Here is a 22799-nt window from a genome sequence, read left to right on the forward strand (position 1 = left end):
CAACCGTAGCATAAAGCGACAAAGGCTATTGATACTTTATATCATCGCCGTTACCGCAACGCAGCACATCCTGGAGTTCGGGGATCTTTTCATGCTGCGTAGCCTTCTGCTTGCCACCGCCACTTTCATCGCGCTGCCGGCTCATGCCGAAGAGACGCCATCGAGCCCCGTGACTTCGGACACATCCGCCGATGCCCCGGATCCCGACGCGCAGGACCATGATCAGCCCAATCAAGAGATCGTCGTCACCGGCACGCGCGCCCGCGCCACTGCCGACGTGCTCGGCGGCACCGCGATTCTCGCGGCGGAGGAACTAACCCGCGAAATGCGCCCGACGATCGGCGAGACGCTCGCCTCGCAGCCCGGCGTCTCGGCGACGTCCTTTGGCCCCAATGCCTCGCGGCCGGTCCTGCGCGGCTTCACCGGCGATCGCGCGCGGCTGCTGATCGACGGGATCGGCAGCATCGACGTGTCGAACACGTCGGCGGATCACGCAGCGATCATCAACCCGCTCACCGCCGATCGCATCGAGGTCCTGCGCGGTCCCTCTGCCTTGCTGTTCAGCCCCTCGTCGATCGGCGGCGTGGTCAATGTCATCGACAGTCGCATCCCGCGCCGCGTGCCCGAGAGCCCGCTCCACGCCGACGGGATCGCGACTTATGGCAGCGCGTCCGACGAGCGCTCGGCCTCGGGCGCCGTCGACGTGCCGGTCGCGGGCAAGCTCGTCGTCCATGCCGATGGCAGCTATACCAAGACCGGCGACATGCGCAGCGGCGGCTATGTGCTGACTCCCGAACTGCGCGCGCAGGCCGCGGCGAGCGCCGATCCCGACATCCAGGCGCCGGCCGGTCTCAAGGGCGAAGTTCCCAACACCGCGGCACGCACCTGGGACATTGCCGCCGGCGCGGCGATCGTCGACGACCGCGGCAGCCTGGGCTTCTCGGTCTCGCGCTACGACAGCCTCTACGGCGTGCCGATCCGCTATTCGCTCGATCCGGCGATCGAGGCCGAAGCGGTCCGGCTGCATGCCAAGCAGACGCGCTTCGACGTGCGCGGCGACATCACCACCGAGACCGCAGGTATCCACCAGATCCGCCTGCGCCTCGCCGCCGCCGACTATCAGCACAGCGAGATCGAGAACACCGGCGAAGTCGGCACGACCTTTTACAGCCAAGGCCTCGAGGGGCGGCTCGAACTGGTCCAGGAGACGCATGGCGAATGGGAAGGCGTGACCGGCGGGCAATTCTCGACCCGCAACACGCGCATCGTCGGCGAGGAGAAGTTCCTGCCGCGCACCGAGAGCAGCCAGGTTGGGCTGTTCACGCTCCAGTCGCTCGATTTCGGCGCACTCAAGGCCGAAGCGGCGCTGCGCTACGAGCATAACAGCCTGCGCGCGCAGGCGGATGCCGATATCGGCAACCCCTTGCTCGACCGCAGCTTCGACAGCCTCTCCGCCTCGCTCGGCGCCAGCTATGCGCTTGCCAGCCATCTGCGGCTCGGCATCAACGTCTCGCGCAGCGAACGCGCGCCGACGCAGGAGGAATTGTTCGCCAACGGCCCGCACGCCGGCACGCAGGCGTTCGAGATCGGCAATCCCGATTTCACCACCGAGAAAGCGTGGGGCATCGAAGGCACGCTCAAGGGTTCGGGCGACGGCTGGAGCCTGTCGGCCGCAGCCTATTACAACTGGTTCAAGGACTATATCTACGACGCGCCAACCGGCGCGATCGAGGACGATCTGCCGGTGTTCCAGTACAACCAGGCCGATGCCCGTTATTACGGCTTCGAAGTCGAGGGCTCCGCGCGGCTCGCCCAGCTCGGCAATTTCGCGATCAACGCCGATGCGCTCGCCGATTACGTCCACGCCGATATCGTCGATCAGGGCCCGGTGCCCCGCATCCCGCCGCTCCGCATGATGGGCGGGCTCGAAGCGCAATCGGATGCGCTGACCGGCCGGGTCGAAGTCGAGCACAGCTTCGAGCAGGATCGCGTCACCGATTTCGAGACGCCGACCAGCGGCTTCACTTTGGTCAACGCCTCGGTCTCGTGGAAGCCGTTCGGCGCGGGCTCGAACACCAGCCTGATGCTCTCGGCGAACAACATCTTCGATGTCGAGGCGCGCCGCCACACCAGCGTGCTCAAGGATTATGCCCCGCTCGCCGGCCGCGACCTGCGTGCGACGCTGCGGGTGCAACTCTGATCCTGTTCCGGCATTAGGAGGCGGATGGAAGGTCCGCCCCCCGAATCCGTGGTCGAACTGAAGCCCGAGACTGCGGCATCGCGCCGCATCCCCTGGCCGATCTTCGCGCTGGGCGCAGTGGCATTGTTGCTGCTGGGCCTGATCGGATTCGGCCGTGAAGTGATGGAAGGTGACGCGGCTGAACTCGACCACGCGATCATGCTGGCGATGCGGGTGCCCGGACACCCGGAACAGCCGCTGGGCCCGCACTGGCTCCCCTCGGCGGTGCGCGACGTGACTGCGCTCGGCAGCTCGACCATATTGACGATGGTGGTGCTGGTCACCGCCGCGTTCCTCGCGCTGAAGGGGCGGTTCCGCTCGGCCGCGCTTGTCGTCGCCGCGACGACACTGGGCGCACTCGCCGTGACTCTGGTCAAGGTGCTGATCGCCCGGTCACGCCCCGATCTCGTCCAGCAACTGATGCAGGAAGCGTCGAGCAGTTTCCCGAGCGGCCACGCCGCCAACAGTGCGATCGTCTATCTGACGCTCGCCGCCCTGCTCTTCCCGGTGGTGCGCGGCTGGCGGATGCGCGGCTTCGTGCTCGCCGTCGCGATGCTGCTGGTCGGGCTGATCGGCATCAGCCGCGTCTATCTCGGCGTCCACTGGCCCAGCGACGTCCTCGCGGGCTGGGCGTTCGGCAGCTGCTGGGCGCTGCTCTGGTGGGGGATCGAGCTCAAGCTGTTTGCGAAGCGCCCCTAGCGCTCCCCCAACTTACGCTCCCAGGCAAGCGCGTCCTTGACGATCCCCTCGAGGTCGTCGTGCTTCGGGCGCCACGGCAAGGTGCTCAGGATCTTGCTGTTGTCGGCGACAAGTGCATCCGGATCGCCCGCGCGACGGCCCTCTAGCCGGCGCTCGATCTTGCGGTTGGTCACGCGATCGACCGCGTCGAGCACCTGCAGCACCGAAAAGCCGCGGCCGTACCCCGCGTTCATCGTGTGGCTTTCCTCGGGCCGCGCGATCAGCAGGTCGAGTGCGTCGACATGTGCGGCGGCGAGATCGGTGACATGGATATAGTCGCGCACCCCGGTGCCGTCTTCGGTCGCGAAGTCGGTGCCGAACACCGACACCGTGTCACGCTTGCCCGTCGCCGCCTCGGCCGCGATCTTGATCAGGTGCGTGGCACCTGCGGTCGACTGGCCGGAGCGGCCCTGCGGATCGGCGCCGGCGACGTTGAAGTAACGCAGCGCGCAATAATTGATCGGATGCGCCGCGGCGACGTCGCGCAGCATGAACTCGGTCATCAGCTTCGACATGCCGTACGGATTGATCGGCACCTTCGGGCTGTCCTCCGAAACCGGCACCTTCTCGGGAATGCCATAGGTGGCAGCCGTCGAGGAGAAGATGAAATGCTTAACCCCGCTCGCCACCGCGCTCTCGATCAGCGAGCGGCTCGCGACCGTGTTGTTGCGGTAATATTTGAGCGGATCGGACACCGATTCCGGCACCACCACCGAGCCGGCGAAGTGCATCACTGCGACCACGCCTTCGTCGCGCATCGTCGCGCGGATGGTCGCTTCGTCCTCGATATTCGCCACGACCAATTTCGCGCGCTTGTCGACGGCCCAGTCGAAGCCGGTGACGAGATTGTCGACCACCACGACCTTCCATCCCGCATCGAGCAGCGCCAGCACCGCGTGGCTGCCGATATAGCCCGCACCGCCCGTCACCAGCACCGTACCGTCGCGCATGCCAATCTCCCTTTGTCGCGCCTCGCCTAGAGGGGCGATTGCGCTGCGCCAAGCCCCACCTATCTTGGGCGCGACAAGGAGAATGAAATGACAGTCGAAACCGCGACGCTCGCCGGCGGATGCTTCTGGTGCACCGAGGCGGTGTTCAACGACGTGATCGGCGTGAGCAAGGTCGAGAGCGGCTATATCGGCGGCACCGTCCCCAACCCCACCTACAAGCAGGTGTGCGGCGGCGACACCGGCCATGCCGAGGCGATCCGGGTGACCTTCGACACCGATCAGATCAGCTATGGCGAGTTGCTCGACGTCTTCCTTGGGACGCACGACCCGACCCAGCTCAACCGCCAGGGCAACGATGTCGGCACCCAATATCGCTCGGCGATCTTCCCGCATTCGGAAGCGCAGAAGGTCGAGGCCGAAGCGGCGATCGATCGCGCCCGCCCCGATTGGCCGGCACCGATCGTCACGACGATCGAGCCGCTGGGCGAATGGTATCCCGCCGAGGATTACCATCAGGAATATTGGCAGGGCGAGGGTCAGCGTAACCCCTATTGCCTCGCCGTGATCCCGCCCAAGCTGCGGAAGCTCCGCAAGAGCTTCGCCAACCGGCTGAAGGAAGGCGCCGCGGCGTAACCGAAATCCTCCCCCGCAAAGCGGGGGAGGAACCGGATTATCCCGGGAGCGCTTCGCCTTCGATCGGCGGGCGCTTCGCGGCCTCGGCGCCGAGCAGCTTGTAGACGATCCCGCCGAGGATGCCGCCTGCGATCGGCGCGACCCAGAACAACCAGAGCTGCTGGAGCGCGATCCCGCCCTCGAGCAGAGCCGGCCCGGTCGAGCGCGCCGGGTTCACCGAAGTGTTGGTCACCGGGATCGAGATCAGGTGGATCAGCGTCAGCCCGAGCCCGATCGCGATCGGCGCGAAACCGGCCGGCGCGCGGCTGTCGGTCGATCCCATGATCACCAGCAGGAACATGAAGGTGAGCACCACTTCGATCGCCAGCCCGGCGTGGAAGGCATAATGGCCCGGCGAATGCTCGCCGAAACCGTTCGAGGCGAGCCCGCCGGCATAATTCGGCGCGCCGCTGGCAATATACCAGAGCAAGGCGGCTGCGATGACCGCCCCGATCACCTGTGCGATCACGTAGAGGGGAATGTCCTTCGCCGGGAAGCGGCCCCCGGCCCAGAGGCCGAAGGTGACCGCCGGATTGAGGTGGCAACCCGAGATATGGCCGATCGAATAGGCCATGGTGAGCACCGTGAGGCCGAAGGCGAGGCTCACGCCCACCAGCCCGATGCCGACGTCCGGAAAGGCCGCGGCAAGCACGGCGCTGCCGCATCCGCCGAAGACGAGCCAGAAGGTACCGATCAATTCGGCAAGCCCGCGCTGCACATTACTCATGAATTTTCTCCCGCTGTTTTTGCTTCCACTTCAAACACTTGGGAACATACCCTGAAGTGTAGCTCCACGCGGGCGAAAGTAAAGTAAAGCGAAGTAACGCTCAGCGCGGATGCGCGGCCCGGCGCAACCGATCGTTGATCGCGACGCCGATGCCGCTCTCGGGGATCGGCGCCACTGCAATCGCGGCGGCCGGCGCCGCATCGGCGCGGTGGAGCGCGTCGAACAGATTGGCCGCGGCTTCGACGAGATCGCCGCTGGCGGAGAGCGTATCGTCGCCGGTGACATCGCCGAAACCAATCAGCCATTCGCCTTTCTGCCCGATCATCGCCCCCAACCGCAGCGGCTTGGCCGGCGCATAATGGCTGGCGAGTTGGCCAGGCGCCGTTACACCTTCACCGTTCCCCGGCGGAGGCCGGGGCCCAGTCTCGAGCTGCGTGGCAACTTGGCCCCGGCCTTCGCCGGGGAACAAATCGGCTTGGGTCAATGGCCCCGGCCGTAGAATCCGGCCGTCCATCACGATCGTCGATTCCACTCCCGCCGGCGTCGCGCCATCGTCGATCACCAGCGGGATCCGCCCCGCCAGGCTCGCCGCGACATGCGCCGCACGCGTCGGGGATATCGACCCACTCGCATTAGCCGAAGGCGCCGCCAGCGGCTTGCCCGTAGCTGCGAGCAGCGCCTGCATCGCACGGTGATCGGGCACCCGGATCGCGATGGTGTCGAGCCCCGCAGTGACTAGAGCGGCGATTCCCGCATCGGCGCGGACCGGAAGCACCAGCGTCAGCGGCCCCGGCCAGAAGCGCGTCGCGAGATCACGCGCCGCCGCATCGAACACCGCGATACGCTCCGCCGCCGCGAAATCGGGAACATGCACGATCAGCGGGTTGAAGCTCGGCCGCCCCTTGGCCGCGTAAATCCCCGCCACCGCGCGCGAATCGGTGGCATCGGCGGCAAGCCCATAGACCGTCTCGGTGGGCGCCGCGACGCAGCCGCCGGCGCGAATCAACGCCGCAGCTTCGGCGATCGCGGCCGCGCCGTAGGGTAAGATGCGGGGATTTGTCGGGCTCACGCGAGGGGGGCTATAGCGCGGGAAACGAGACGACAAGAGAGGCACGATGTTCACCCCCGCCACCGCCGAGCAGCGCTTCGTCCTCGAGCATATCGTCGGCCTCGCCGAGATCAGTCCCGAGGCGGCTGAAATGACCGACGCAGTGCTCGAAGGCGCGGGCCAGTTCGCTGCGGGCGAATGGGCGCCGCTCGAACGTCTGGGCGACACCGACGGGCCGAAATGGAGCGAGAACGGCGTGACGATGCCGGCTGGCTTTGCCGAAGCCTACAGGGCCTATGTCGAGGGCGGCTGGGGCACGATCGGCTCGCCGGCCGAGTTCGGCGGCCAAGGCCTGCCGGTGAGCCTGTCGATCGCAGTGCTCGAAACGCTCGGCACCGCGAACATGGGCTTCGCGCTCGCCCCGATCCTCACCGTCGGCGCGATCGAGGCGTTGACGCATCACGGCACGCCCGAGCAGCAGGCGCTCTATCTGCCGAGGCTCGCGACCGGCGAATGGACCGGCACGATGAACCTCACCGAGCCGCAGGCGGGCAGCGACGTGGGGGCGCTCAAGTCGAAAGCCGAGCCGGTCGGCGACGGCACATACCGGATCAAGGGCACCAAGATCTTCATTTCGTTCGGCGATCACGACATGGCCGACAACATCGTCCACCTCGTCCTCGCGCGCACCCCCGATGCGCCTGCCGGGACCAAGGGCCTCTCGCTCTTCCTCGTCCCCAAATACCGGCTCGATGCGGAAGGCAATCCGGGCGCGTTTAACGACGTCCGCGTCGTCTCGATCGAGCACAAGATGGGTCTCCATGCCTCCCCCACCTGCGTGCTCAGCTTCGGCGACCGTGACGATTGCATTGGCGAACTGATCGGCGGCGAAATGGGCGGGATCCGCGCGATGTTCACGATGATGAACAATGCCCGCCTCAATGTCGGCCTGCAGGGCGTGCAGATCGCCGAGCGCGCCACCCAGCGCGCCGTCGCTTATGCTCGCGAACGCGTCCAGGGAGTCCGCGCCGGCGCCCCCGCCGCGATCGTCGAGCACCCCGATGTCCGCCGCATGCTGCTCCGCATGAAGGCGCAGACCCAGGCGGCGCGCGCATTGGTCTATTACGCCTTCGGCCAGCTCGACCGCAGCCATGCCGGCGATGCCGCGGCAAAGGCGCGAGTCGAATTGCTCACGCCGCTTGCCAAGGCGCACGGCACCGATCTGGGCAACGAAGTCGCCAGCCTCGGCCTGCAGGTCCATGGCGGGATGGGCTATATCGAGGAGACCGGCGCCGCCCAGCATTTCCGCGACGCGCGGATCACCCCGATCTACGAAGGCACCAACGGCATCCAGGCCGCCGACCTGGTCGGCCGGAAATTGAGCATGGACAATGGCGGCACGCTGTTCGGCTTGCTCGCCGAAATGCGCGGCGATGCCGAGGATGCCGAACTGCTCCGCCTGATCGACGCCTGCGAGGAAGTCGCCCGCAATTTGCTCGCATCCGAGACCGACGACCGGCTCGCGGCGAGCTATCCTTTCCTGACGATGCTGTCGGTGGCGGTATGCGGCTGGCTGATGGAGGAAAGCGGCCGCATCGCCGCGCGCAGCGAGGGCGACCCGGCCTTCCGCAAGATGAAGCAGGCCGTCGCGCGCTTCTATGTCGCACAGATCGTCCCCGAGGCGATGGGCCTCAAGGCCGCGGCAATGGCACCGGCGGACGTCCTCTATTCGATTGATGCGGACGCCTTCGCCGCCTGACATCCCATCGTCACCCCGGACTTGTTCCGGGATCCACTGTGCGGTTGGGCGAGGCGATAGCGCCTCTAGTCTGTCGCGTGCGGATCGGTGGACCCCGGCACTTCGGCCGGGGTGACAGCGGGTTGCTTGTGCCCGCTGCGCCGCCACAGCCCATGCAGCATCCGCCCCACCAGCGCCGGCAGTCCCGGCCGCACGAACAGCCAGTCGCGGATCGCCGGGCCGCGCTCGGCACCGATCACGCGCTTGTAGCCGCTGTCGCCGGCGCCCCAGTCGACGGTCGTGATGCCGTCCTCGATGCCGCGGACGAGATTGCGGTAGTAAAGCAGCTTGCCCGGCGAATGCTTGGCAAACGCCGGATCATAGCTGTTGGCGATCGCGTATTTGAGCGCGCCGGCGTTGAGATCGAACGAGAAGGCGGCAGGCTCGCCGTCGACGCGCAGCATCGCCGCCCACATCATCGCCGCGACCACCGGATCCGCCGAAGCTGCGCGCCAGAAGCCGCCATGCCCCTCGGCAGTGAACTTGGCGTCCGATCCGTCGGTCCGCGCCGCGATCCAGCTCTTCGTCTCGATCCCGGCGAGCGCGTCGAAGGCCGCTTCGTCCCAGCCCGCACCCGAGACGAAGCTCCAGTCGAGCGCACCATGACTGCCGAGATGCTTCTCATGGAAACGATTTTTCCGAAGCGTCGAGTTGCGCGGCCAGGTGCCTTCGGCCTGCAGCGCGGCGATATCGAGCAGGAAGCTCTCGGCGACGAAGCGGTCGAGCACCGCCCAGCCCCGTGCCCGCGCCGCGGCCTTGAGCAATTCCAGCCCGGGATCGCCGTCATAGACCGGCCCGAGCCGCAGCGCGTTCGCCTCCCGCGCGAGCCGCGCCAGCAGGGCCTCGCCCACCTCGACCCCGGCGTCGTCGCGCACCGGGAAACTGCGGAACGGCCAATAGCAACCAGGCACGCTCGCCAGCCCCAGCCATGCGGGACCTGCCGTCACAATCGGCAGCGCCACCGCGGGGTCGCCTTCACGCGCCACGGTCAGCGTCCGCGCCGCGCCGCCATAGGCACGCAGCGCAGCGGCAAACCAGCCATAACGCAGGAAGCGGTGCGAGGGCGCAGCGCCTGCGGCCACCTGGTCGATCCCCGCCGCGAGTCCGTCGACGCACTCGACCGCCAGCATCGGCGGCAGGCGCGTGAATTCATCGAGCGGCATCGGCTTGGTCATCCCGCATTTCTACGCCCGCATCGGTTACCAACCGGTAGAAATCCGTAAGCGGCTTCACTCCGGCGCGCGAGCCCGTCATAAACGGCGCATGATGGAAGGCCCCTATCTCTCCACCGTCGCCGACACGATCCAGAGCGCGATCGCTCCCGTGTTCCTGCTCGCCGGCATCGGCGCGATCCTCAACGTGATGGTCGGGCGACTCGCGCGCATCGTCGATCGCGCGCGCAACATCGAGGAAATCCACCCGCGCTCGACCGGGCCCGAGCACGACCGCCACGTCTGGGAGCTGCGGCTGATCGACAAGCGCATCTCGGTGATCAACATGGCGATCTTCCTGTGCGTCTCCAGCGCGCTCGCCACTTGCTTCGTGGTGGCGCTGATGTTCGTCTCGCGGTTGTTCGGCCTCCATGTCGGGGCGATCGTCGCCGTCGCCTTCGTCGTCTCGATGCTGCTGCTGATGACGTGCCTGATCTACTTCCTGATCGAAGTGCGGATGTCGCTCGGCGCGATCCATGTCCGCGAGGAATTGCTCGAGCTCGACAGCAAATAGGCGCGCTTCACTTCAGTTTTTGCGGCCCCAGATCGGCGGGCGCGCTCGACAGATAGCGCGGCACGACCCGGGCACGCGTCGCCTGCTCATAGGCGTAACCCGCCTTGAGCAGCAGTCCGTCCGATTCGGCCATGCCGATGAACGACAGCCCCGCGGGAAGCCCGTCGACCAGCCCCATCGGCACCGTCAGATGCGGATAGCCCGAGACCGCAGGGAGCTCGCTCGCCGACGGACCGTCGAAATGGTCGCCATGCGCGGGATCGCTGAGCCACGGCGTGCCATAGGTCGGCGTCACGAGGAGCCGCGCATCCGCCGCCTTTAGCATCGCATCGATCCCCTCGACTCCGGCCAGCCGCAGCGATTTGGCGCGCGCGCCGAGATATTCGGCGTCCTTCGTGCCACGCGTCTTCTCCGCCCTGATGAAGCCGTCCTGCCCGAAGAACGGCATCTCGGCGGCCTTGTTCGCTTCGTTGAACGCAATCGCATCGGCGATCGTGCGGACCTTCACCGATGCCGGCGTGGTCGCGAGATAGGCGGCGAGATCGTCCTTGAGCTCGGTGTAGAGCACTTCGGCCTCGGCATCGCCGAATCCCTTCAGCTCGGGCAGCTTCACTTCGACCAGAATCGCGCCCGCCGCGCGCAGCTCGTCCAGTGCCTTGTCGAACCGCGCCGCGAGATCCTGGTCCATGTCGGGCTTCCAATAGCCGACACGCATGCCCTTGAGCGCATCCGCCGACAGACCGGCGGCATAGTTGGCCAGATAATTGTCGGCATCCATCGTCGCCGGATCCTCGGGATCCTTGCCGACCATCGCCGAGTACAGGATCGCGACGTCCCTGACGCTGCGCCCCATCGGCCCCGGCGTGTCCTGGCTATGGCTGATCGGCACGACATGGGTGCGGCTGACCATGCCGAGGGTGGGCTTCAATCCGACCAGCCCGTTCATCGCCGAGGGGCACACCACCGATCCGTCGGTTTCGGTCCCGACCGCGACTGCGGCGAGGCTCGCCGCCACCGCCGCCCCCGATCCGCTCGACGATCCGCAGGCGGTGCGGTCGAGCGCATACGGATTTTTCACCAGCCCGCCGACCGCGCTCCACCCGCTCATCGAATTGTTCGAACGGATGTTCGCCCATTCGCTCAAATTGGTCTTGCCGAGGATCACCGCGCCCTTTGCCCGCAGTCGCGCTACGACCGGCGCGTCGCGCCGCGTCCAGTTGTCAACCAGCGCAAGGCTGCCCGCGGTGGTCGGCAGCTCGATCGTGTCGATATTGTCCTTGATCAGCACCGGAATGCCGTCGAGCGGCCCGAGCAGCTTGCCCGCCTTGCGCCGCGCGTCGCTCGCCTGCGCCTGTTCCATCGCATTGGGCGAGATTGCGATCACCGATCGCAGCGTCGGTCCCTTGCGGTCGATCGCCTCGATCCGGTCGAGATAGGCTTGGGTCAGCCGCGCACTGCTCCACTTCCCCGACGCCAGCATCGCCTGCAGCTCATCGATCGATTTCTCGACCACAGCGGACGATCTGGAAGGCGCGGCTTCCTGCGCGGTTACCGGAAGCGCCGAAACCAAAGCCGCAACCGCCAGCAAATGCCGCATCTTCGCCCCCAAATCGCCGATTCCGGGGCGAAGCTATGCGAAGCTTACTCCAAGCGCCAGTCGAAGCTGGCCGGTCGGGCGCGGTCGCTCAGTCGCCGCGCACGATCGTCAGATGCACGGCATTCTCGCCCGCCTCCTGCTTGGCGATTCGATAGCCGAGCGCGTCGAGGTCGAGCCCCGCGAACAAGGCCTCGCCTTTGCCGAGCAGCACCGGTGCCACCGGGATGTGCAGCTCGTCGATCGCCCGCGCGGCCAGATATTCGCGGATCGTTTCCACCCCGCCGCCGATCCGGATATCACGATCGCCTGCAGCGGCGCGCGCCTGTTCGAGCGCGCTCCCGATCCCGTCGGTGACGAAGTGGAACACGGTGCCGCCTTCCATCTCGATCGACGGCCGCGCGTGGTGCGTCAGCACGAAGACGGGAACATGATAGGGCGGGTTGTCGCCCCACCAGCCCTTCCAGTCATGGTCGGGCCATTCGCCGCGCACCGGGCCGAACATGTTGCGGCCCATGATCCACGCGCCGAGCCCCGCCATGCTCCGTGCCGCATAGCTTTCATCCACACCGGTCGAGCCGCCCTCCTGTCCGAACATCGTCCGGAAGGTGCGGGTCTCGAAAGCCCAGCCGTGCAGTTCCTCGCCGCGCCGGCCGAGCGGATCCTCCACGCTTTGATCCGTCCCCGCGCCATATCCGTCGGCCGAGACGCTGAATGCACTTACGCGAACCTTCGACATTGTCCTTCTCCGTCTGCTTGCGTTTTGCAACCAGTTGCGAGTTACGCAAACCGATTGTATATTGCAAGCGGTTTTTTTGGAGATCCATATGGAAGAGCCGCGTTCGGGCTGTCCGATCAATCTCGCGATCGAGGTGCTCGGCGATCGCTGGAGCCTCGTGATCATCCGCGACATGATGTTCGGCAATCGCCGTCATTTCCGCGTGCTGCTGCGCGAGTCGATGGAGGGGATCGCCTCGAACATCCTCGCCGATCGCTTGAAACGGCTCGAGGCGGCGGGGCTGGTCAGCCGCGCCGACGATCCCAGCCACAAGCAGAAGACGCTCTACAGCCTCACCGAAAAGGCGATCCAGCTCTTGCCGCTGCTGGTGGCGATGGGCGCCTGGGGCCGCGCGCATCTGCCGGCCAAGCCCGAACTCGTGATCCGCAACCAATTGCTCGAGGAAGGCGGCCCGGCGATGTGGGAGCAGTTCATGGACGAGCTCCGCACGACGCATCTCGGCGCCGCGCCCCGATCGGGTCCTTCGGTCGCCAAGCGGCTGGAGGCGGCATATCGCGAACTGGCGGGGTAGGGTCGGCATTCAGATTCCCCTCCCTGCAAGGGAGGGAGTTTCTTTGGCCGAGGTCGAAGCGATCCGGAAATTGTGCTGCGTTGAACCCGCTGGATCGAACTCCACCGCACCACCACCCATTGTGTCCACCGATTCCTCCCCCGGAATATTTTTTCGGTTCGCGCTGTGTTCTCTTGCCTTTGCGGGACCCGAGGATTGACCATGCGTCGCGGGCTGCAGCGCGCTTCGGCCGTCCGTGAGTCGAGTCATTTTAGCGACGAATCGTTTGGTTAACGCGTGATTTAACCCCTTGTGCCGGGACTCGGTTTGGCACAATCTGTAGTGGTAGGACTGAGGGGCAGGCTCAACTACTGGTAGAACCGCAACCGCATACCCATATGCGGAACAGGCTCTGCTGTGCCCGGCCGCCGGCGACGAGTACACTTTTTGTTCTCGTGCCGCGCCGTGTCGATGCTAGGATCGACAAGCCGCCCCCGAGTCGCGCCGAGGCCTCCCGGAAGGAGGCGCGTGCAAGGGTATAAGGGGTCGGATGACATGGAATTCAGAGACACGGAAAATAGCGTGAACGACACCGTCGCCGAAGCCACGATTGCCGCCGGGACCAAGGCGAAGCCGCGCAAGTCCGCCAAGGACCAGGATACGCGCGCCGTCGCGCCGCAGCTCTACACGCTCGAAGTCGATCATTCGCGCGACGCGCTGCTCACCGAGTTCGGCAAGGAGACGCTCAAGGATCGCTATCTCCTCCCCGGCGAGACCTATCAGGATCTCTTCGTCCGCGTCGCCTCGGCCTATGCCGACGATGCCGCGCACGCCCAGCGCATCTACGATTACATCTCGAAGCTCTGGTTCATGCCGGCCACCCCGGTTCTCTCGAACGGCGGCACCGGGCGCGGCCTGCCGATTTCGTGCTTCCTCAATTCGGTGCCCGACAGCCTCGGCGGGATCGTCGACACGTGGAACGAGAATGTCTGGCTCGCCTCGCGTGGCGGCGGCATCGGCACCTATTGGGGCAATGTCCGCGGCATCGGCGAGCCGGTCGGCCTCAACGGCAAGACCAGCGGCATCATCCCCTTCGTCCGCGTGATGGATTCGCTGACCCTCGCGATCTCGCAGGGGTCGCTGCGCCGCGGTTCGGCCGCCTGCTATCTCGATATCTCGCACCCCGAGATCGAGGAGTTCCTCGAGATCCGCAAACCCTCGGGCGACTTCAACCGCAAGGCGCTGAACCTCCACCACGGCGTGCTCATTCCCGACGCGTTCATGGAGGCCGTGCGCGACGGCGCCGAATGGACGCTGCGCAGCCCCAAGGACCAGTCCGAGCGCGGCAAGGTCGATGCCCGCGCGCTCTTCCAGAAACTGGTCGAAACCCGCTTGGCCACGGGCGAGCCGTACATCGTGTTCGCCGATCACGTGAATTCGAACATGCCCAAGCATCACCGCGATCTGGGCCTCAAGGTCTCGACTTCGAACCTGTGCTCCGAGATCACCCTGCCCACCGGCAAGGACCATCTCGGCAATGAGCGCACCGCGGTCTGCTGCCTCTCGTCGCTCAACCTCGAGAATTGGGATCAGTGGAAGGACGCCAAGGGCTTCATCGAGGACGTGATGCGCTTCCTCGACAACGTCTTGCAGGACTATATCGACCGCGCCGAGCCCGGCATGGAGAAGGCCGCTTATTCGGCTAGCCGCGAGCGTTCGGTGGGCTTGGGCGTGATGGGCTATCACTCCTTCCTCCAGGCGCGCGGCCTCGCTTTCGAAGGCGCGATGGCGAAGTCGTGGAACCTCAAGATGTTCAAGCACATCAAGGCGCAGGTCGACGAGGCTTCGATGCAGCTCGCGGTCGAGCGTGGGCCGTGCCCCGACGCCGCCGAGATGGGCGTGATGGAACGCTTCAGCTGCAAGATGGCGATCGCGCCGACTGCGTCGATCTCGATCATCTGCGGCGGCACCAGCGCGTGCATCGAGCCGATCCCGGCGAACATCTACACCCACAAGACGCTGTCGGGCAGCTTCTCGGTCAAGAATCCGTATCTGGAGAAGCTCCTCAGCGAGAAGAGCAAGAATTCGGAAGGCGTGTGGAGCTCGATCCTCGAGCAGGGCGGCAGCGTCCAGCACCTCGACTTCCTGAGCCAGGAAGAGAAAGACTGCTACAAGACGTCGTTCGAGATCGACCAGCGCTGGCTGCTCGAGCTCGCCGCCGATCGCACGCCCTATATCGACCAGTCGGCCTCGCTGAACCTGTTCATCCCGGCCGATGTCGAGAAATGGGACCTGCTGATGCTCCACTTCCGCGCGTGGGAGCTGGGCATCAAGTCGCTTTACTATCTCCGCTCCAAGTCGGTGCAACGCGCCGGCTTCGCGGGCGGCGTCGAGGCCGACAACACGATCGACCTGCGCGAGATCCAGGTCGAATCGAAGGATTACGACGAATGCCTGGCGTGCCAGTGAGGTGGCGGAGCTAGCCCGCCCTGAAAACCCCTCTCCCCTTGTGGGAGAGGGAGGGGCCCGCGCCGCGCAGCGGCGTGGGAGGGGGAGGGGGAATGTGGATGGTCTGACCAAGCGCCAGCTGCTTCCCGCCGTCACCGTCTTTCGTTCGCGCGAATTGCGCCGGAACGCCGGACCCGTCGAAAGGGCTCTGAAGGCCGCACTCCGCCGTGCCTTGCCCGCAGCAGGATTCCGGCATCAGGTCCCGATGGGCCCGTATCACGCCGATTTCTGCTCGCACTCCGCGAAGCTGATCGTCGAAGTGGATGACGCCACCCACGCCGAGCGGCGCGCGCACGACGAGACGCGCACCCGCTTCCTCAACGCGGAAGGCTATCGTGTGCTGCGTTTCTGGAACAATGATGTGATGGGCAATATCGAAGGCGGGCTTGCCGAGATCGCCCGGAACCTGCCGTCCGAGTTGCGGGGCAGCTTCGCGTGATGCGTCCCCCTCACCCTTCCCACGCCTTCGGCGCGGGCCCCTTCCCCCTCCCACAAGGGGAGAGGGGGGTGGTCGCCCTCAATTCCCTCTCCCCCTGTGGGAGAGGGAGGGAGGCGCGTAGCGCCGGAAGGGTGAGGGGGACTCGCGTCCGTTCAGCCCTCTTCTTCCTCGAACAGCACTGCGTTCGCCGCGGTGGCGCTGAGCCGCACCTGGTCGCCCTCGACATCGGCGACGAGGCCGATCGAGATGTAGTGGTGATGCCCGGCATGGCTGCCCTCGGCGCCTTCGATATCAGCGCTCGAATCCTTCTTGGTCAGCTTGATGCGGTCGCCATCGACATGGTCGACGGTGCCGACATGGACGCCGTCGGCGCCGATGACTTCCATATGTTCCCTGATTGCACTCGCGTCGGCCATGGGATCACTCCTTGGGTTGGTTCGGCTCGGCAACGCATGAGCGCCGCGAACGATGCAGGAGATAGGAAATGATCCGCATGCGTAACAGTGCCGCGCTCGCCGCGCCGATGCTGCTCGCCGCCTGCGCGACACAAGTGAGCGCCGGCGTATCCCCGCAGGCACCCGGCTTCCTGCTCGGGCTGTGGCACGGCTTCATCTTCCCGGTCGCCTGGTTCCTGTCGCTGATCCTGCCCGACATCGCCATCTATGCCGTGCCCAACAATGGCGGCTGGTACGATTTCGGCTATTTCCTCGGGATCGTGGTGTTCGGCGTCGGCGCCAATCGGGGCCGGAAAGTCGTCTATCGCGACCGCATCGTCCGCGAGCGCCACACCACGGTGATCGACCACGAATGACGCGCAGCCTCGCCTTGATGGCCGGACTGGCCGGGGCCGCGGGCGCCGCGGGGCTGACGACTTTGCTGCGTCCGTCACTCGCCCGCCGCGCGCTGCGCCTGCCCGACGCGGAGGCGACCGGCTATGCCCTGCGCATCGCCGGCATGATGCTGTTCGCATTGGGCCTGTTCCTCGGCGGCTTCGCGGCCGTCGCTACGATGGCGGGTGCGGCATGAGTCTCCATATCACCTATGCGCTCACCACATTGCTTTGCGCATGCGCCTTCCTCTGGGCGCTTAGGAGGGCGCGAAAGACCGACCTCCCTTATCCGCCGCGTTATCCTTGGATTACCCCGTCGCAACGCAAGCTCGAGCTGTTCACGCTCAATCAGGCGGGCCGTATCGCGCTGGTTCTGATCCCCGTAATCTGGCTTGTCCAAACGGCTGCCTACATCGCCATCAATCTCAAGTTCGTCTCGGAGTAATCCCATGCCTCTTCTCGAAGCCCGCAAGACCTACAAGCCGTTCGAATATCCGTGGGCGTACGAGTTCTGGAAGCGCCAGCAGCAGATCCACTGGATGCCGGAGGAAGTGCCGCTCGGCGAGGATTGCCGCGACTGGGCGCAGAAGCTCACCGATCACGAGCGCAACCTGCTCACCCAGATCTTCCGCTTCTTCACGCAGGCCGATATCGAGGTGCAGGATTGCTACCACGAGAAATACGGCCGCGTGTTCAAGCCGGTCGAGGTCAAGATGATGCTCGCCGCCTTCTCCAACATGGAGACGGTGCACATCGCGGCATACAGCCACCTGCTCGACACGATCGGCATGCCCGAGAGCGAATATGGCATGTTCCTCGAATATGCCGAGATGAAGGACAAGCACGACTATCTGCAGAAGTTCGGCGTCGACAATGACGAGGACATCGCCAAGACGCTCGCGATGTTCGGCGGCTTCACCGAGGGGCTCCAGCTTTTCGCCAGCTTCGCGATGCTGATGAACTTCCCGCGCTTCAACAAGATGAAGGGCATGGGCCAGATCGTCTCGTGGTCGGTGCGCGACGAGAGCCTGCACTGCGAAGGCATCATCCGCCTGTTCCACGCCTTCACCCGCGAGCGCGACTGTCTGACCAAATCGGTCAAGTCCGACATCATGGACATGTGCCAGACCACCGTCCGCCTCGAGGACGCGTTCATCGACCTCGCCTTCGAGCACGGCCCGGTGACCGGCATGACCCCCAAGGAGATCAAGAAGTATATCCGCTACATCGCCGACTGGCGGCTGGGCCAGCTCGGCCTCAAGCCGATCTACATGATCGACGAACACCCCCTCCCCTGGCTCGCCCCTTTGCTCAACGGCGTCGAGCACGCCAATTTCTTCGAACAGCGCGCGACGGAATATTCGAAGGGCGCGACGCGGGGGAACTGGAACGAAGTCTGGGACTCGTTCGACAAGCGGCAGAAGGCGAAGATTGAGAAGCCAGCAAATGAGGACGCGAGCGAAAGCGGGGACATGTTCTCAAAGGCAGGAATCGCAGCAGAATAACTCGGTGGCTGGACACTGATCTTTGTCTGTCTATGTTGTCCCCTCGCTATGGGGAGGGGACAATGTTTCCATATACTCAGAACGTCGGAACCTTGATTGCCGTCATTAAAGCGATCGGTTCGCACGGCGTTCCAGACAAATTCACTACGAAAGAGCTTCCCGTTTGGGGATACAAGAGCAGCAATGACCGCCCCGTCATCGGCGTTTTAAAGCATATCGGTTTTATAGACGGATCGGGAGTTCCGCAGCAGCTTTGGAAGGATGCCCGCACCAACCCTCAGTTAGCAACAGCGCGCGGTACAAAGAACGGCTATGCAGAGCTTTTCAAAACCTTCCCTGATGCAAACAGAAAAGACGCCGAAGCTCTAACGAATTTTTTCAAGGCAAAAACCACTGTCGGCGATGCCGTCGTGAAGCAGATGGTTTCCACTTTTCGAAGTCTTGCTCAATTTGGTGATTTCGAATCACTTGACGATAATCAGGTGAACGAAATCGAAGACCAGAGCAACGGCGCCCAACAAAACGCCAGATCCATCGTGTCTCGTCAAATAAGCGGCGTTGGCGGTATGACGATCAATTTGAATGTTGAGTTGACCCTTCCTACGGCTGCCACCGGCGAGGTTTACGATAAGTTCTTTGCAGCCATGAAAAAGCATCTTATCGATGCCTCAAAATGAAATACAAATTTGGGCCGGTAGGATTTCCCTATTTGAGGCGGAGGCGCATGAAATATTCGGTAGCCTTGAATCGTCTGCAAGCAGAAAAATCACATTAGATGAGAGCTACACTTCTCTAAACGGCCTTACTCTTCGCCAAGATGAGATTTTTCGCCAGGGCCTGAGATGTGTCGAAAATGGGCTCTTCCGAGCGGCGCATGTGATGGCTTGGGCGGGTATGGCGGATTGCTTACAGGCGCTCGTTGCGAGTGACGGCTTCGTCTTACTCAACGCCGCTCGCCCCAAATGGAAAGTCCTCTCAGTTGAACAGATGGCGGAGAACTACACTGAACACGCGCTCATAGAAGCGCTGGGGGCGATGAAGGTCTTTACGAAGGCGGAAACAAAGGCGCTTTTTGGAATGTTATCCAAGCGAAACGAATGCGCACATCCGGGGGATTACTTTCCCTCCTTTAACGAAACTCTAGGGTATATATCCGAAATATTCTCAAGACTTAGAGCAGTGACGTCCCGTCATCCGAACTTTCAACTCTAAAGGGAACTACCGGAGAATGCGTTATATCGTCACGCGGCCTCGGCTAGGAGGTAACGTGCCGCCGTCACCGCCAGTGGCTCCAGCCCCAGCCCCACCGCAAGGTCGTTCCACGCCGGGTTCTTCCGCTCGATCATCCACCTCCACTCGCGCCGCCAGCGCAGGCGCCCCTCAAGCGCTCTCGCCCCGCCGCACCGTGGATCCCGGAACAAGTCCGGGATGACGATGGGAGAGTGGTGAGCAGCGGCCCCAAGCCCACACCGTCACCCCGACCTTGTGCCGGGGTCCACTGCGCCGCACGTCACACCGCCAGCGGCTCCAACCCCAGCCCCACCGCAAGGTCATTCCACGCCGGGTTCTGCCGCTCGATCAGATTGCGCTTCCATTCGCGCCGCCAGCGCTTGAGCTGCTTCTCGCGCGCGATGGCGCCTTCCATCGAGTCCCCGACTTCGAAATAGACCAGCCGGTAGATGCCGTACTTCCTGGTGTGCCCGTCGAACGTGCCTTCGCGGTGCTGCAACAAGCGGCCGATCAGGTTCGACGTCACGCCGACGTACAGCGCACCGTTATAGCCGCTCGCGAGGATGTAGACGCAGGGGATGCCGTCGATCATCAGCCGTGCAGCCTGCCGCCCGGTGGACCCCGGCACAAGCCTGTCCTGAGCGCCTGCCTTGCAGGCAGTCGAAGGGGCCGGGGGACGGGAGCGGGGGGAGACCGCACCGATCCGGATGCGCTTGCGCCGCGGCCGGCAAGGGCGTGCGCTTCCGGCAATATGCCGACACGGGCTCCGCCCGCCCCAAGAGACCCGAGCATTTGCCAGCCGACCCCATTAGTGTATTACATTCACAATACACCACAAGCGAGGTCCGCCATGCTCCCCCTCCTCCTATCGATCGCCCTCGCGCAGGAAGCGCCCGTCACGCTCCCCGAAGGTCCCGCGCTGCGCGAAGCCATCCACGCCGCCGACACCGAATTCTTCCATGTCTTCTTCGACCAGTGCGATCCCGCCCGGGTCGCGGCGATGGTGGTTCCCGATTTCGAGATGTACCATGATCGCGCCGGCGTGACGGGCAAGGACCGCAAGGACTTCGTCGATCGCTACGCCAGGGATTGCGAGGCCAAGAAGGCGCCCGATGCGTGGCGCCTCCGCCGCGAACTGGTCCTCGACTCGCTCGACGTCCAGCCCGTCCCCGGCTTCGGCGCGATCGAGGAAGGCGACCATCTCTTCTACGAACGCAAGGGCGACGGCCCCGAGAAGCTCAGCGGCAAGGCCCATTTCGTCCAGCTCTGGAAGCTCACGCCCGGCGGCTGGCAGCTCGCCCGCGTGTTCAGCTATTCGCACCGCCCCGCGCGATAAGCGGGCGCGCTCACACCTGGATCGCCACTTCCACCAGATCGCCTTCGGCCACCCCCGCCTTGCGCCGCACCTCGGCTTTGACTGGCAGCAGATAGCCGCCGCTCGCCTTGTGCGGGAATACCGAGGTTTCGAGCGCTACCCCGTCGATCGACGCACGCACTCGCACCGATCCGAACCCGCGCGCGCCGCCCATCGCGCGCAGCTCGAACGCGCGCGCACGGATCGCGTCGGCCGCCGCGCCGGTGATCGTCACGAAATACCAGCTCGCCTTGGCGGGCGGCTCGGGCGCCCAGCGCCACAGCTCAGTTTCCAGCACCAGCGGCGCGTCCTCGGTCATCGCCGTGCGCCGCGCCGCGCCGCGAGCTGCCGCACGCTGAACCCGCTCACCGGATCGTGCCAGTCCGCCGCCACCGCCAGCAGCGGCCGCAGCACGAAATCGCGCTCCCGGAACGCGGCATGCGGCACGGTCAGCCCCTTCTGCCCCCAAGCGCCTTCGGACCACAGGATGATGTCGAGGTCGATCACCCGCGCCGCCCAGCTCCGCCCGCGCCGTCGGCCGAACGCGCGCTCGATCGCCTTCAATCGCGCGAGCAATTCCGGCGGCTCCTCGTCGCTCTCGATCAGCGCGACGGCATTGGCGAAGCGGCGTTTCGACGGCCCCAGCGGCGGGGTGCGCAGCACCGGCGACACCGCGACCACCCCGCCCAGGGCCGCGAGCGCCGCGGCCAGCTCGGCCTCGGGGCTGCCATGGCGCCCCCTGCGGTTGGAACCCAGCGCGATGGCGTAGCTTGTTGTCGGCACGGCACAGGGCCTATCGCGGCGTCGTGCCCACGCCAAGCCCCTCCCGTACCGCGATTGCATATCCGGCTCGGAACGCAGATGGCCTTCCGGAACCGCCGACTCCTTACCTGCCTGACGGCGTCAGAGCGTCGCCTCGCCGACATTCGTGCGCACGAATCGCGAGCGGCCGAACGACTTGAGCATGGCTCGCAGCGGCGGTTCTCCGGCACGGACAATCGCCCAGGACAGCGTCAACATCACGACGAGCGCGACAGCGGCGGCCGGCCAGTATCCCGCGCCAAGATGGAGGAAGCCTCCGATCAGTATCGCGCCCAGCTCCTGGTGGAGTAGATATAGCGGATAGGTAATCAACCCGGCCATCGTGGACACCGAGGGACTTATATGGCGCTCGAGCTGCGGCTGAAGGCGCTCGGCGAACAATATCGGCAAAAGGCAGAGCGTGAACAAGAGCAGCGGAGGGGCATATGCCAAGCGGTCGCCATTGATTACGATCCGATGGGCATCGATCTCCATCACCCCCGCGACGCAAATGGGAATGAAATAGACCAATCGGAACGACCGCCATCCCAGTCGCTGTCGTGTTCGGATCAGCATTCCGAGTGCGAAGAAACAACCATGCGGCAGAAGCGTCAGCTGCGCGATTCGTTGGGTCGCCGATGGAACTTCGACATAGAGCGAGGCACCCCAATAGGCGGCGCTCGCCAGGCCGAGCAGCACACCGACCCGTTCAATCCGTTCGAGGGTGGATCCTCCGATCAGCGACAGCGCGATAAGCAGGTAGAAGTTTACTTCGAGAGCCAGCGTCCAGTAGCTCGGATCGATGCCGAACATCGGCCAGAAAAGAATTGATCCAGACCATTGCGCTACGACGACTCCAGCCGGGAGCGTATTGAAAGCGATCATTGCAGCCGCGGTGATGGTGGCGCAGATCCAGGCGCTCGGCACCAGGCGCAAGAGACGCCGGCCGGCGAATGACGCGGCACCTGAAGCCTCGGCGGACCACGCAATTACGAAACCCGACACGACGAAAAACAACTCTACGCCGATCCACCCAGAGTTCACGAAAGGGGACCACCCCGCATCGACCGGCATTCCCTCGAGCAGCGCACGCCCCCCGGGCGGTGGAGAATAAGCGAAACCGTTTCCCCAATGAAAGGCGAGCACCAACAGTGCGCAGCCGAAGCGCAGCAGATCCAATGCAATGAGATTGCCTGAGCGCCGGTGAGACATCGCGCGCAATTTTACCGATGATAGCTAACAAATCCTGTAGATTGCCGCGGCGGCCGAATATTCAGGCCCCGACGCAAAAGGATTCTCACAGTCCTGGACCGCGAAAGTCGCATTGAGACGAAAGGTCATGACGCCCGACAT

General features: G+C 64.9%; 26 protein-coding genes. 15 read left to right on the plus strand and 11 right to left on the minus strand.

Translation table 11 applies throughout. The features are described from left to right. The first annotated feature begins 91 nt into the window (after positions 1–91). Together BR78_RS0112975 and BR78_RS0112980 are read left to right on the plus strand one after the other, a co-directional pair. Positions 92–2200 (plus strand): TonB-dependent receptor, encoded by a 2109-nt coding sequence (locus BR78_RS0112975; protein WP_029936662.1) that lies wholly within the window; start codon positions 92–94, stop codon positions 2198–2200. A gap of 24 nt (positions 2201–2224) precedes the next feature. After that, positions 2225–2938, plus strand: a complete 714-nt coding sequence (locus BR78_RS0112980; RefSeq protein ID WP_051683330.1) for a phosphatase PAP2 family protein — start codon at positions 2225–2227, stop codon at positions 2936–2938. On the opposite strand, the gene galE is transcribed toward BR78_RS0112980, so the two are convergent. Continuing rightward, the gene (galE, locus tag BR78_RS0112985; protein WP_029936664.1) at positions 2935–3927 is read right to left on the minus strand and encodes a UDP-glucose 4-epimerase GalE; all 993 of its coding nucleotides are present in this window, start codon (positions 3925–3927) and stop codon (positions 2935–2937) included. The genes BR78_RS0112980 and galE overlap by 4 nt on opposite strands. Before the next feature lie 87 nt (positions 3928–4014). On the opposite strand from galE, the gene msrA reads away from it, so the two are divergent. Beyond that, the gene (msrA, locus tag BR78_RS0112990; protein ID WP_029936665.1) at positions 4015–4560 is read left to right on the plus strand and encodes a peptide-methionine (S)-S-oxide reductase MsrA; all 546 of its coding nucleotides are present in this window, start codon (positions 4015–4017) and stop codon (positions 4558–4560) included. 37 nt (positions 4561–4597) lie between these two features. On the opposite strand, the gene aqpZ is transcribed toward msrA, so the two are convergent. Continuing rightward, positions 4598–5326: an aquaporin Z gene (gene aqpZ / locus BR78_RS0112995; protein WP_029936666.1), complete on the minus strand. Its 729-nt coding sequence runs from the start codon at positions 5324–5326 to the stop codon at positions 4598–4600. Positions 5327–5426: 100 nt separating this feature from the next. Continuing rightward, positions 5427–6395, minus strand: coding sequence for an L-threonylcarbamoyladenylate synthase (locus tag BR78_RS0113000; RefSeq protein ID WP_029936667.1), 969 nt, complete (start codon positions 6393–6395; stop codon positions 5427–5429). A 46-nt stretch (positions 6396–6441) separates the two neighbouring features. On the opposite strand from BR78_RS0113000, the gene BR78_RS0113005 reads away from it, so the two are divergent. Beyond that, a complete protein-coding gene (locus tag BR78_RS0113005; RefSeq protein ID WP_029936668.1) occupies positions 6442–8133 on the plus strand; it encodes an acyl-CoA dehydrogenase in 1692 nt (563 codons plus the stop codon). A 65-nt stretch (positions 8134–8198) separates the two neighbouring features. On the opposite strand, the gene BR78_RS0113010 is transcribed toward BR78_RS0113005, so the two are convergent. Beyond that, the gene (locus tag BR78_RS0113010; RefSeq protein WP_081855770.1) at positions 8199–9347 is read right to left on the minus strand and encodes a GNAT family N-acetyltransferase; all 1149 of its coding nucleotides are present in this window, start codon (positions 9345–9347) and stop codon (positions 8199–8201) included. Positions 9348–9438: 91 nt separating this feature from the next. On the opposite strand from BR78_RS0113010, the gene BR78_RS0113015 reads away from it, so the two are divergent. Next, a complete protein-coding gene (locus BR78_RS0113015; protein WP_037566830.1) occupies positions 9439–9897 on the plus strand; it encodes a DUF2721 domain-containing protein in 459 nt (152 codons plus the stop codon). Positions 9898–9904: 7 nt separating this feature from the next. Here the strand turns inward: BR78_RS0113015 and BR78_RS0113020 are convergent, their stop codons facing one another. Then, positions 9905–11494 (minus strand): amidase, encoded by a 1590-nt coding sequence (locus tag BR78_RS0113020; protein WP_029936670.1) that lies wholly within the window; start codon positions 11492–11494, stop codon positions 9905–9907. An 88-nt stretch (positions 11495–11582) separates the two neighbouring features. Then, entirely contained in the window at positions 11583–12230 is a 648-nt protein-coding gene (locus BR78_RS0113025) for a dihydrofolate reductase family protein (RefSeq protein WP_025587795.1), read from the minus strand. 88 nt (positions 12231–12318) lie between these two features. Here BR78_RS0113025 and BR78_RS0113030 point away from each other — a divergent pair, with 88 nt between their 5' ends. The 3 genes from BR78_RS0113030 to BR78_RS0113040 all read left to right on the plus strand — a co-directional run bounded on the left by BR78_RS0113030 (position 12319) and on the right by BR78_RS0113040 (position 15727). Then, a complete protein-coding gene (locus BR78_RS0113030) occupies positions 12319–12801 on the plus strand; it encodes a winged helix-turn-helix transcriptional regulator (protein WP_025587797.1) in 483 nt (160 codons plus the stop codon). A 534-nt stretch (positions 12802–13335) separates the two neighbouring features. Then, entirely contained in the window at positions 13336–15249 is a 1914-nt protein-coding gene (locus BR78_RS0113035; RefSeq protein WP_029724598.1) for a ribonucleoside-diphosphate reductase subunit alpha, read from the plus strand. A gap of 94 nt (positions 15250–15343) precedes the next feature. Beyond that, on the plus strand, positions 15344–15727 hold the full coding sequence (locus BR78_RS0113040) for an endonuclease domain-containing protein (protein WP_037566691.1): 384 nt from the start codon (positions 15344–15346) through the stop codon (positions 15725–15727). 152 nt (positions 15728–15879) lie between these two features. Here the strand turns inward: BR78_RS0113040 and BR78_RS0113045 are convergent, their stop codons facing one another. Beyond that, complete coding sequence (locus tag BR78_RS0113045; protein WP_025561249.1) at positions 15880–16143, minus strand: DUF2171 domain-containing protein; 264 nt, start codon at positions 16141–16143, stop codon at positions 15880–15882. A gap of 77 nt (positions 16144–16220) precedes the next feature. Between BR78_RS0113045 and BR78_RS0113050 the strand changes: the two genes are divergently transcribed. From BR78_RS0113050 to BR78_RS21760, 6 genes are all read left to right on the plus strand, one after another. Then, a complete protein-coding gene (locus tag BR78_RS0113050; RefSeq protein ID WP_443027681.1) occupies positions 16221–16538 on the plus strand; it encodes a hypothetical protein in 318 nt (105 codons plus the stop codon). Beyond that, the gene (locus tag BR78_RS0113055; protein ID WP_025561247.1) at positions 16535–16753 is read left to right on the plus strand and encodes a hypothetical protein; all 219 of its coding nucleotides are present in this window, start codon (positions 16535–16537) and stop codon (positions 16751–16753) included. The genes BR78_RS0113050 and BR78_RS0113055 overlap by 4 nt, the downstream gene beginning before the upstream one ends. Then, positions 16750–17001, plus strand: coding sequence for a hypothetical protein (locus tag BR78_RS0113060; protein ID WP_025561246.1), 252 nt, complete (start codon positions 16750–16752; stop codon positions 16999–17001). Before BR78_RS0113055 ends, BR78_RS0113060 begins: the two co-directional genes overlap by 4 nt. A gap of 4 nt (positions 17002–17005) precedes the next feature. Then, the gene (locus BR78_RS0113065; protein WP_025561245.1) at positions 17006–18061 is read left to right on the plus strand and encodes a ribonucleotide-diphosphate reductase subunit beta; all 1056 of its coding nucleotides are present in this window, start codon (positions 17006–17008) and stop codon (positions 18059–18061) included. A 62-nt stretch (positions 18062–18123) separates the two neighbouring features. Continuing rightward, positions 18124–18738 carry a DUF5343 domain-containing protein gene (locus tag BR78_RS0113070; protein WP_025560953.1) on the plus strand — a complete coding sequence of 205 codons (615 nt, stop codon included), beginning with the start codon at positions 18124–18126 and terminating at the stop codon, positions 18736–18738. Then, positions 18725–19273: a hypothetical protein gene (locus BR78_RS21760; protein ID WP_156022316.1), complete on the plus strand. Its 549-nt coding sequence runs from the start codon at positions 18725–18727 to the stop codon at positions 19271–19273. Before BR78_RS0113070 ends, BR78_RS21760 begins: the two co-directional genes overlap by 14 nt. 298 nt (positions 19274–19571) lie before the next feature. Here BR78_RS21760 and BR78_RS0113085 read toward each other — a convergent pair whose 3' ends face one another. After that, complete coding sequence (locus BR78_RS0113085; RefSeq protein ID WP_029725491.1) at positions 19572–19883, minus strand: GIY-YIG nuclease family protein; 312 nt, start codon at positions 19881–19883, stop codon at positions 19572–19574. Between the two features lie 258 nt (positions 19884–20141). On the opposite strand from BR78_RS0113085, the gene BR78_RS0113090 reads away from it, so the two are divergent. Next, positions 20142–20627, plus strand: a complete 486-nt coding sequence (locus tag BR78_RS0113090; protein ID WP_025560950.1) for a nuclear transport factor 2 family protein — start codon at positions 20142–20144, stop codon at positions 20625–20627. 10 nt (positions 20628–20637) lie between these two features. Here BR78_RS0113090 and BR78_RS0113095 read toward each other — a convergent pair whose 3' ends face one another. From BR78_RS0113095 to BR78_RS0113105, 3 genes are all read right to left on the minus strand, one after another. Beyond that, entirely contained in the window at positions 20638–20964 is a 327-nt protein-coding gene (locus tag BR78_RS0113095) for a DUF1905 domain-containing protein (protein ID WP_025560948.1), read from the minus strand. Continuing rightward, on the minus strand, positions 20961–21428 hold the full coding sequence (folK, locus tag BR78_RS0113100) for a 2-amino-4-hydroxy-6-hydroxymethyldihydropteridine diphosphokinase (protein ID WP_025560947.1): 468 nt from the start codon (positions 21426–21428) through the stop codon (positions 20961–20963). Before folK ends, BR78_RS0113095 begins: the two co-directional genes overlap by 4 nt. Before the next feature lie 120 nt (positions 21429–21548). Beyond that, positions 21549–22625 carry an acyltransferase family protein gene (locus tag BR78_RS0113105; RefSeq protein ID WP_025560946.1) on the minus strand — a complete coding sequence of 359 codons (1077 nt, stop codon included), beginning with the start codon at positions 22623–22625 and terminating at the stop codon, positions 21549–21551. Positions 22626–22799 lie beyond the last annotated feature (174 nt).

The sequence above is a fragment of the Sphingomonas sp. UNC305MFCol5.2 genome, assembly GCF_000712135.1.
In the GTDB taxonomy this organism is placed as follows: Bacteria; Pseudomonadota; Alphaproteobacteria; order Sphingomonadales; family Sphingomonadaceae; genus Sphingomonas.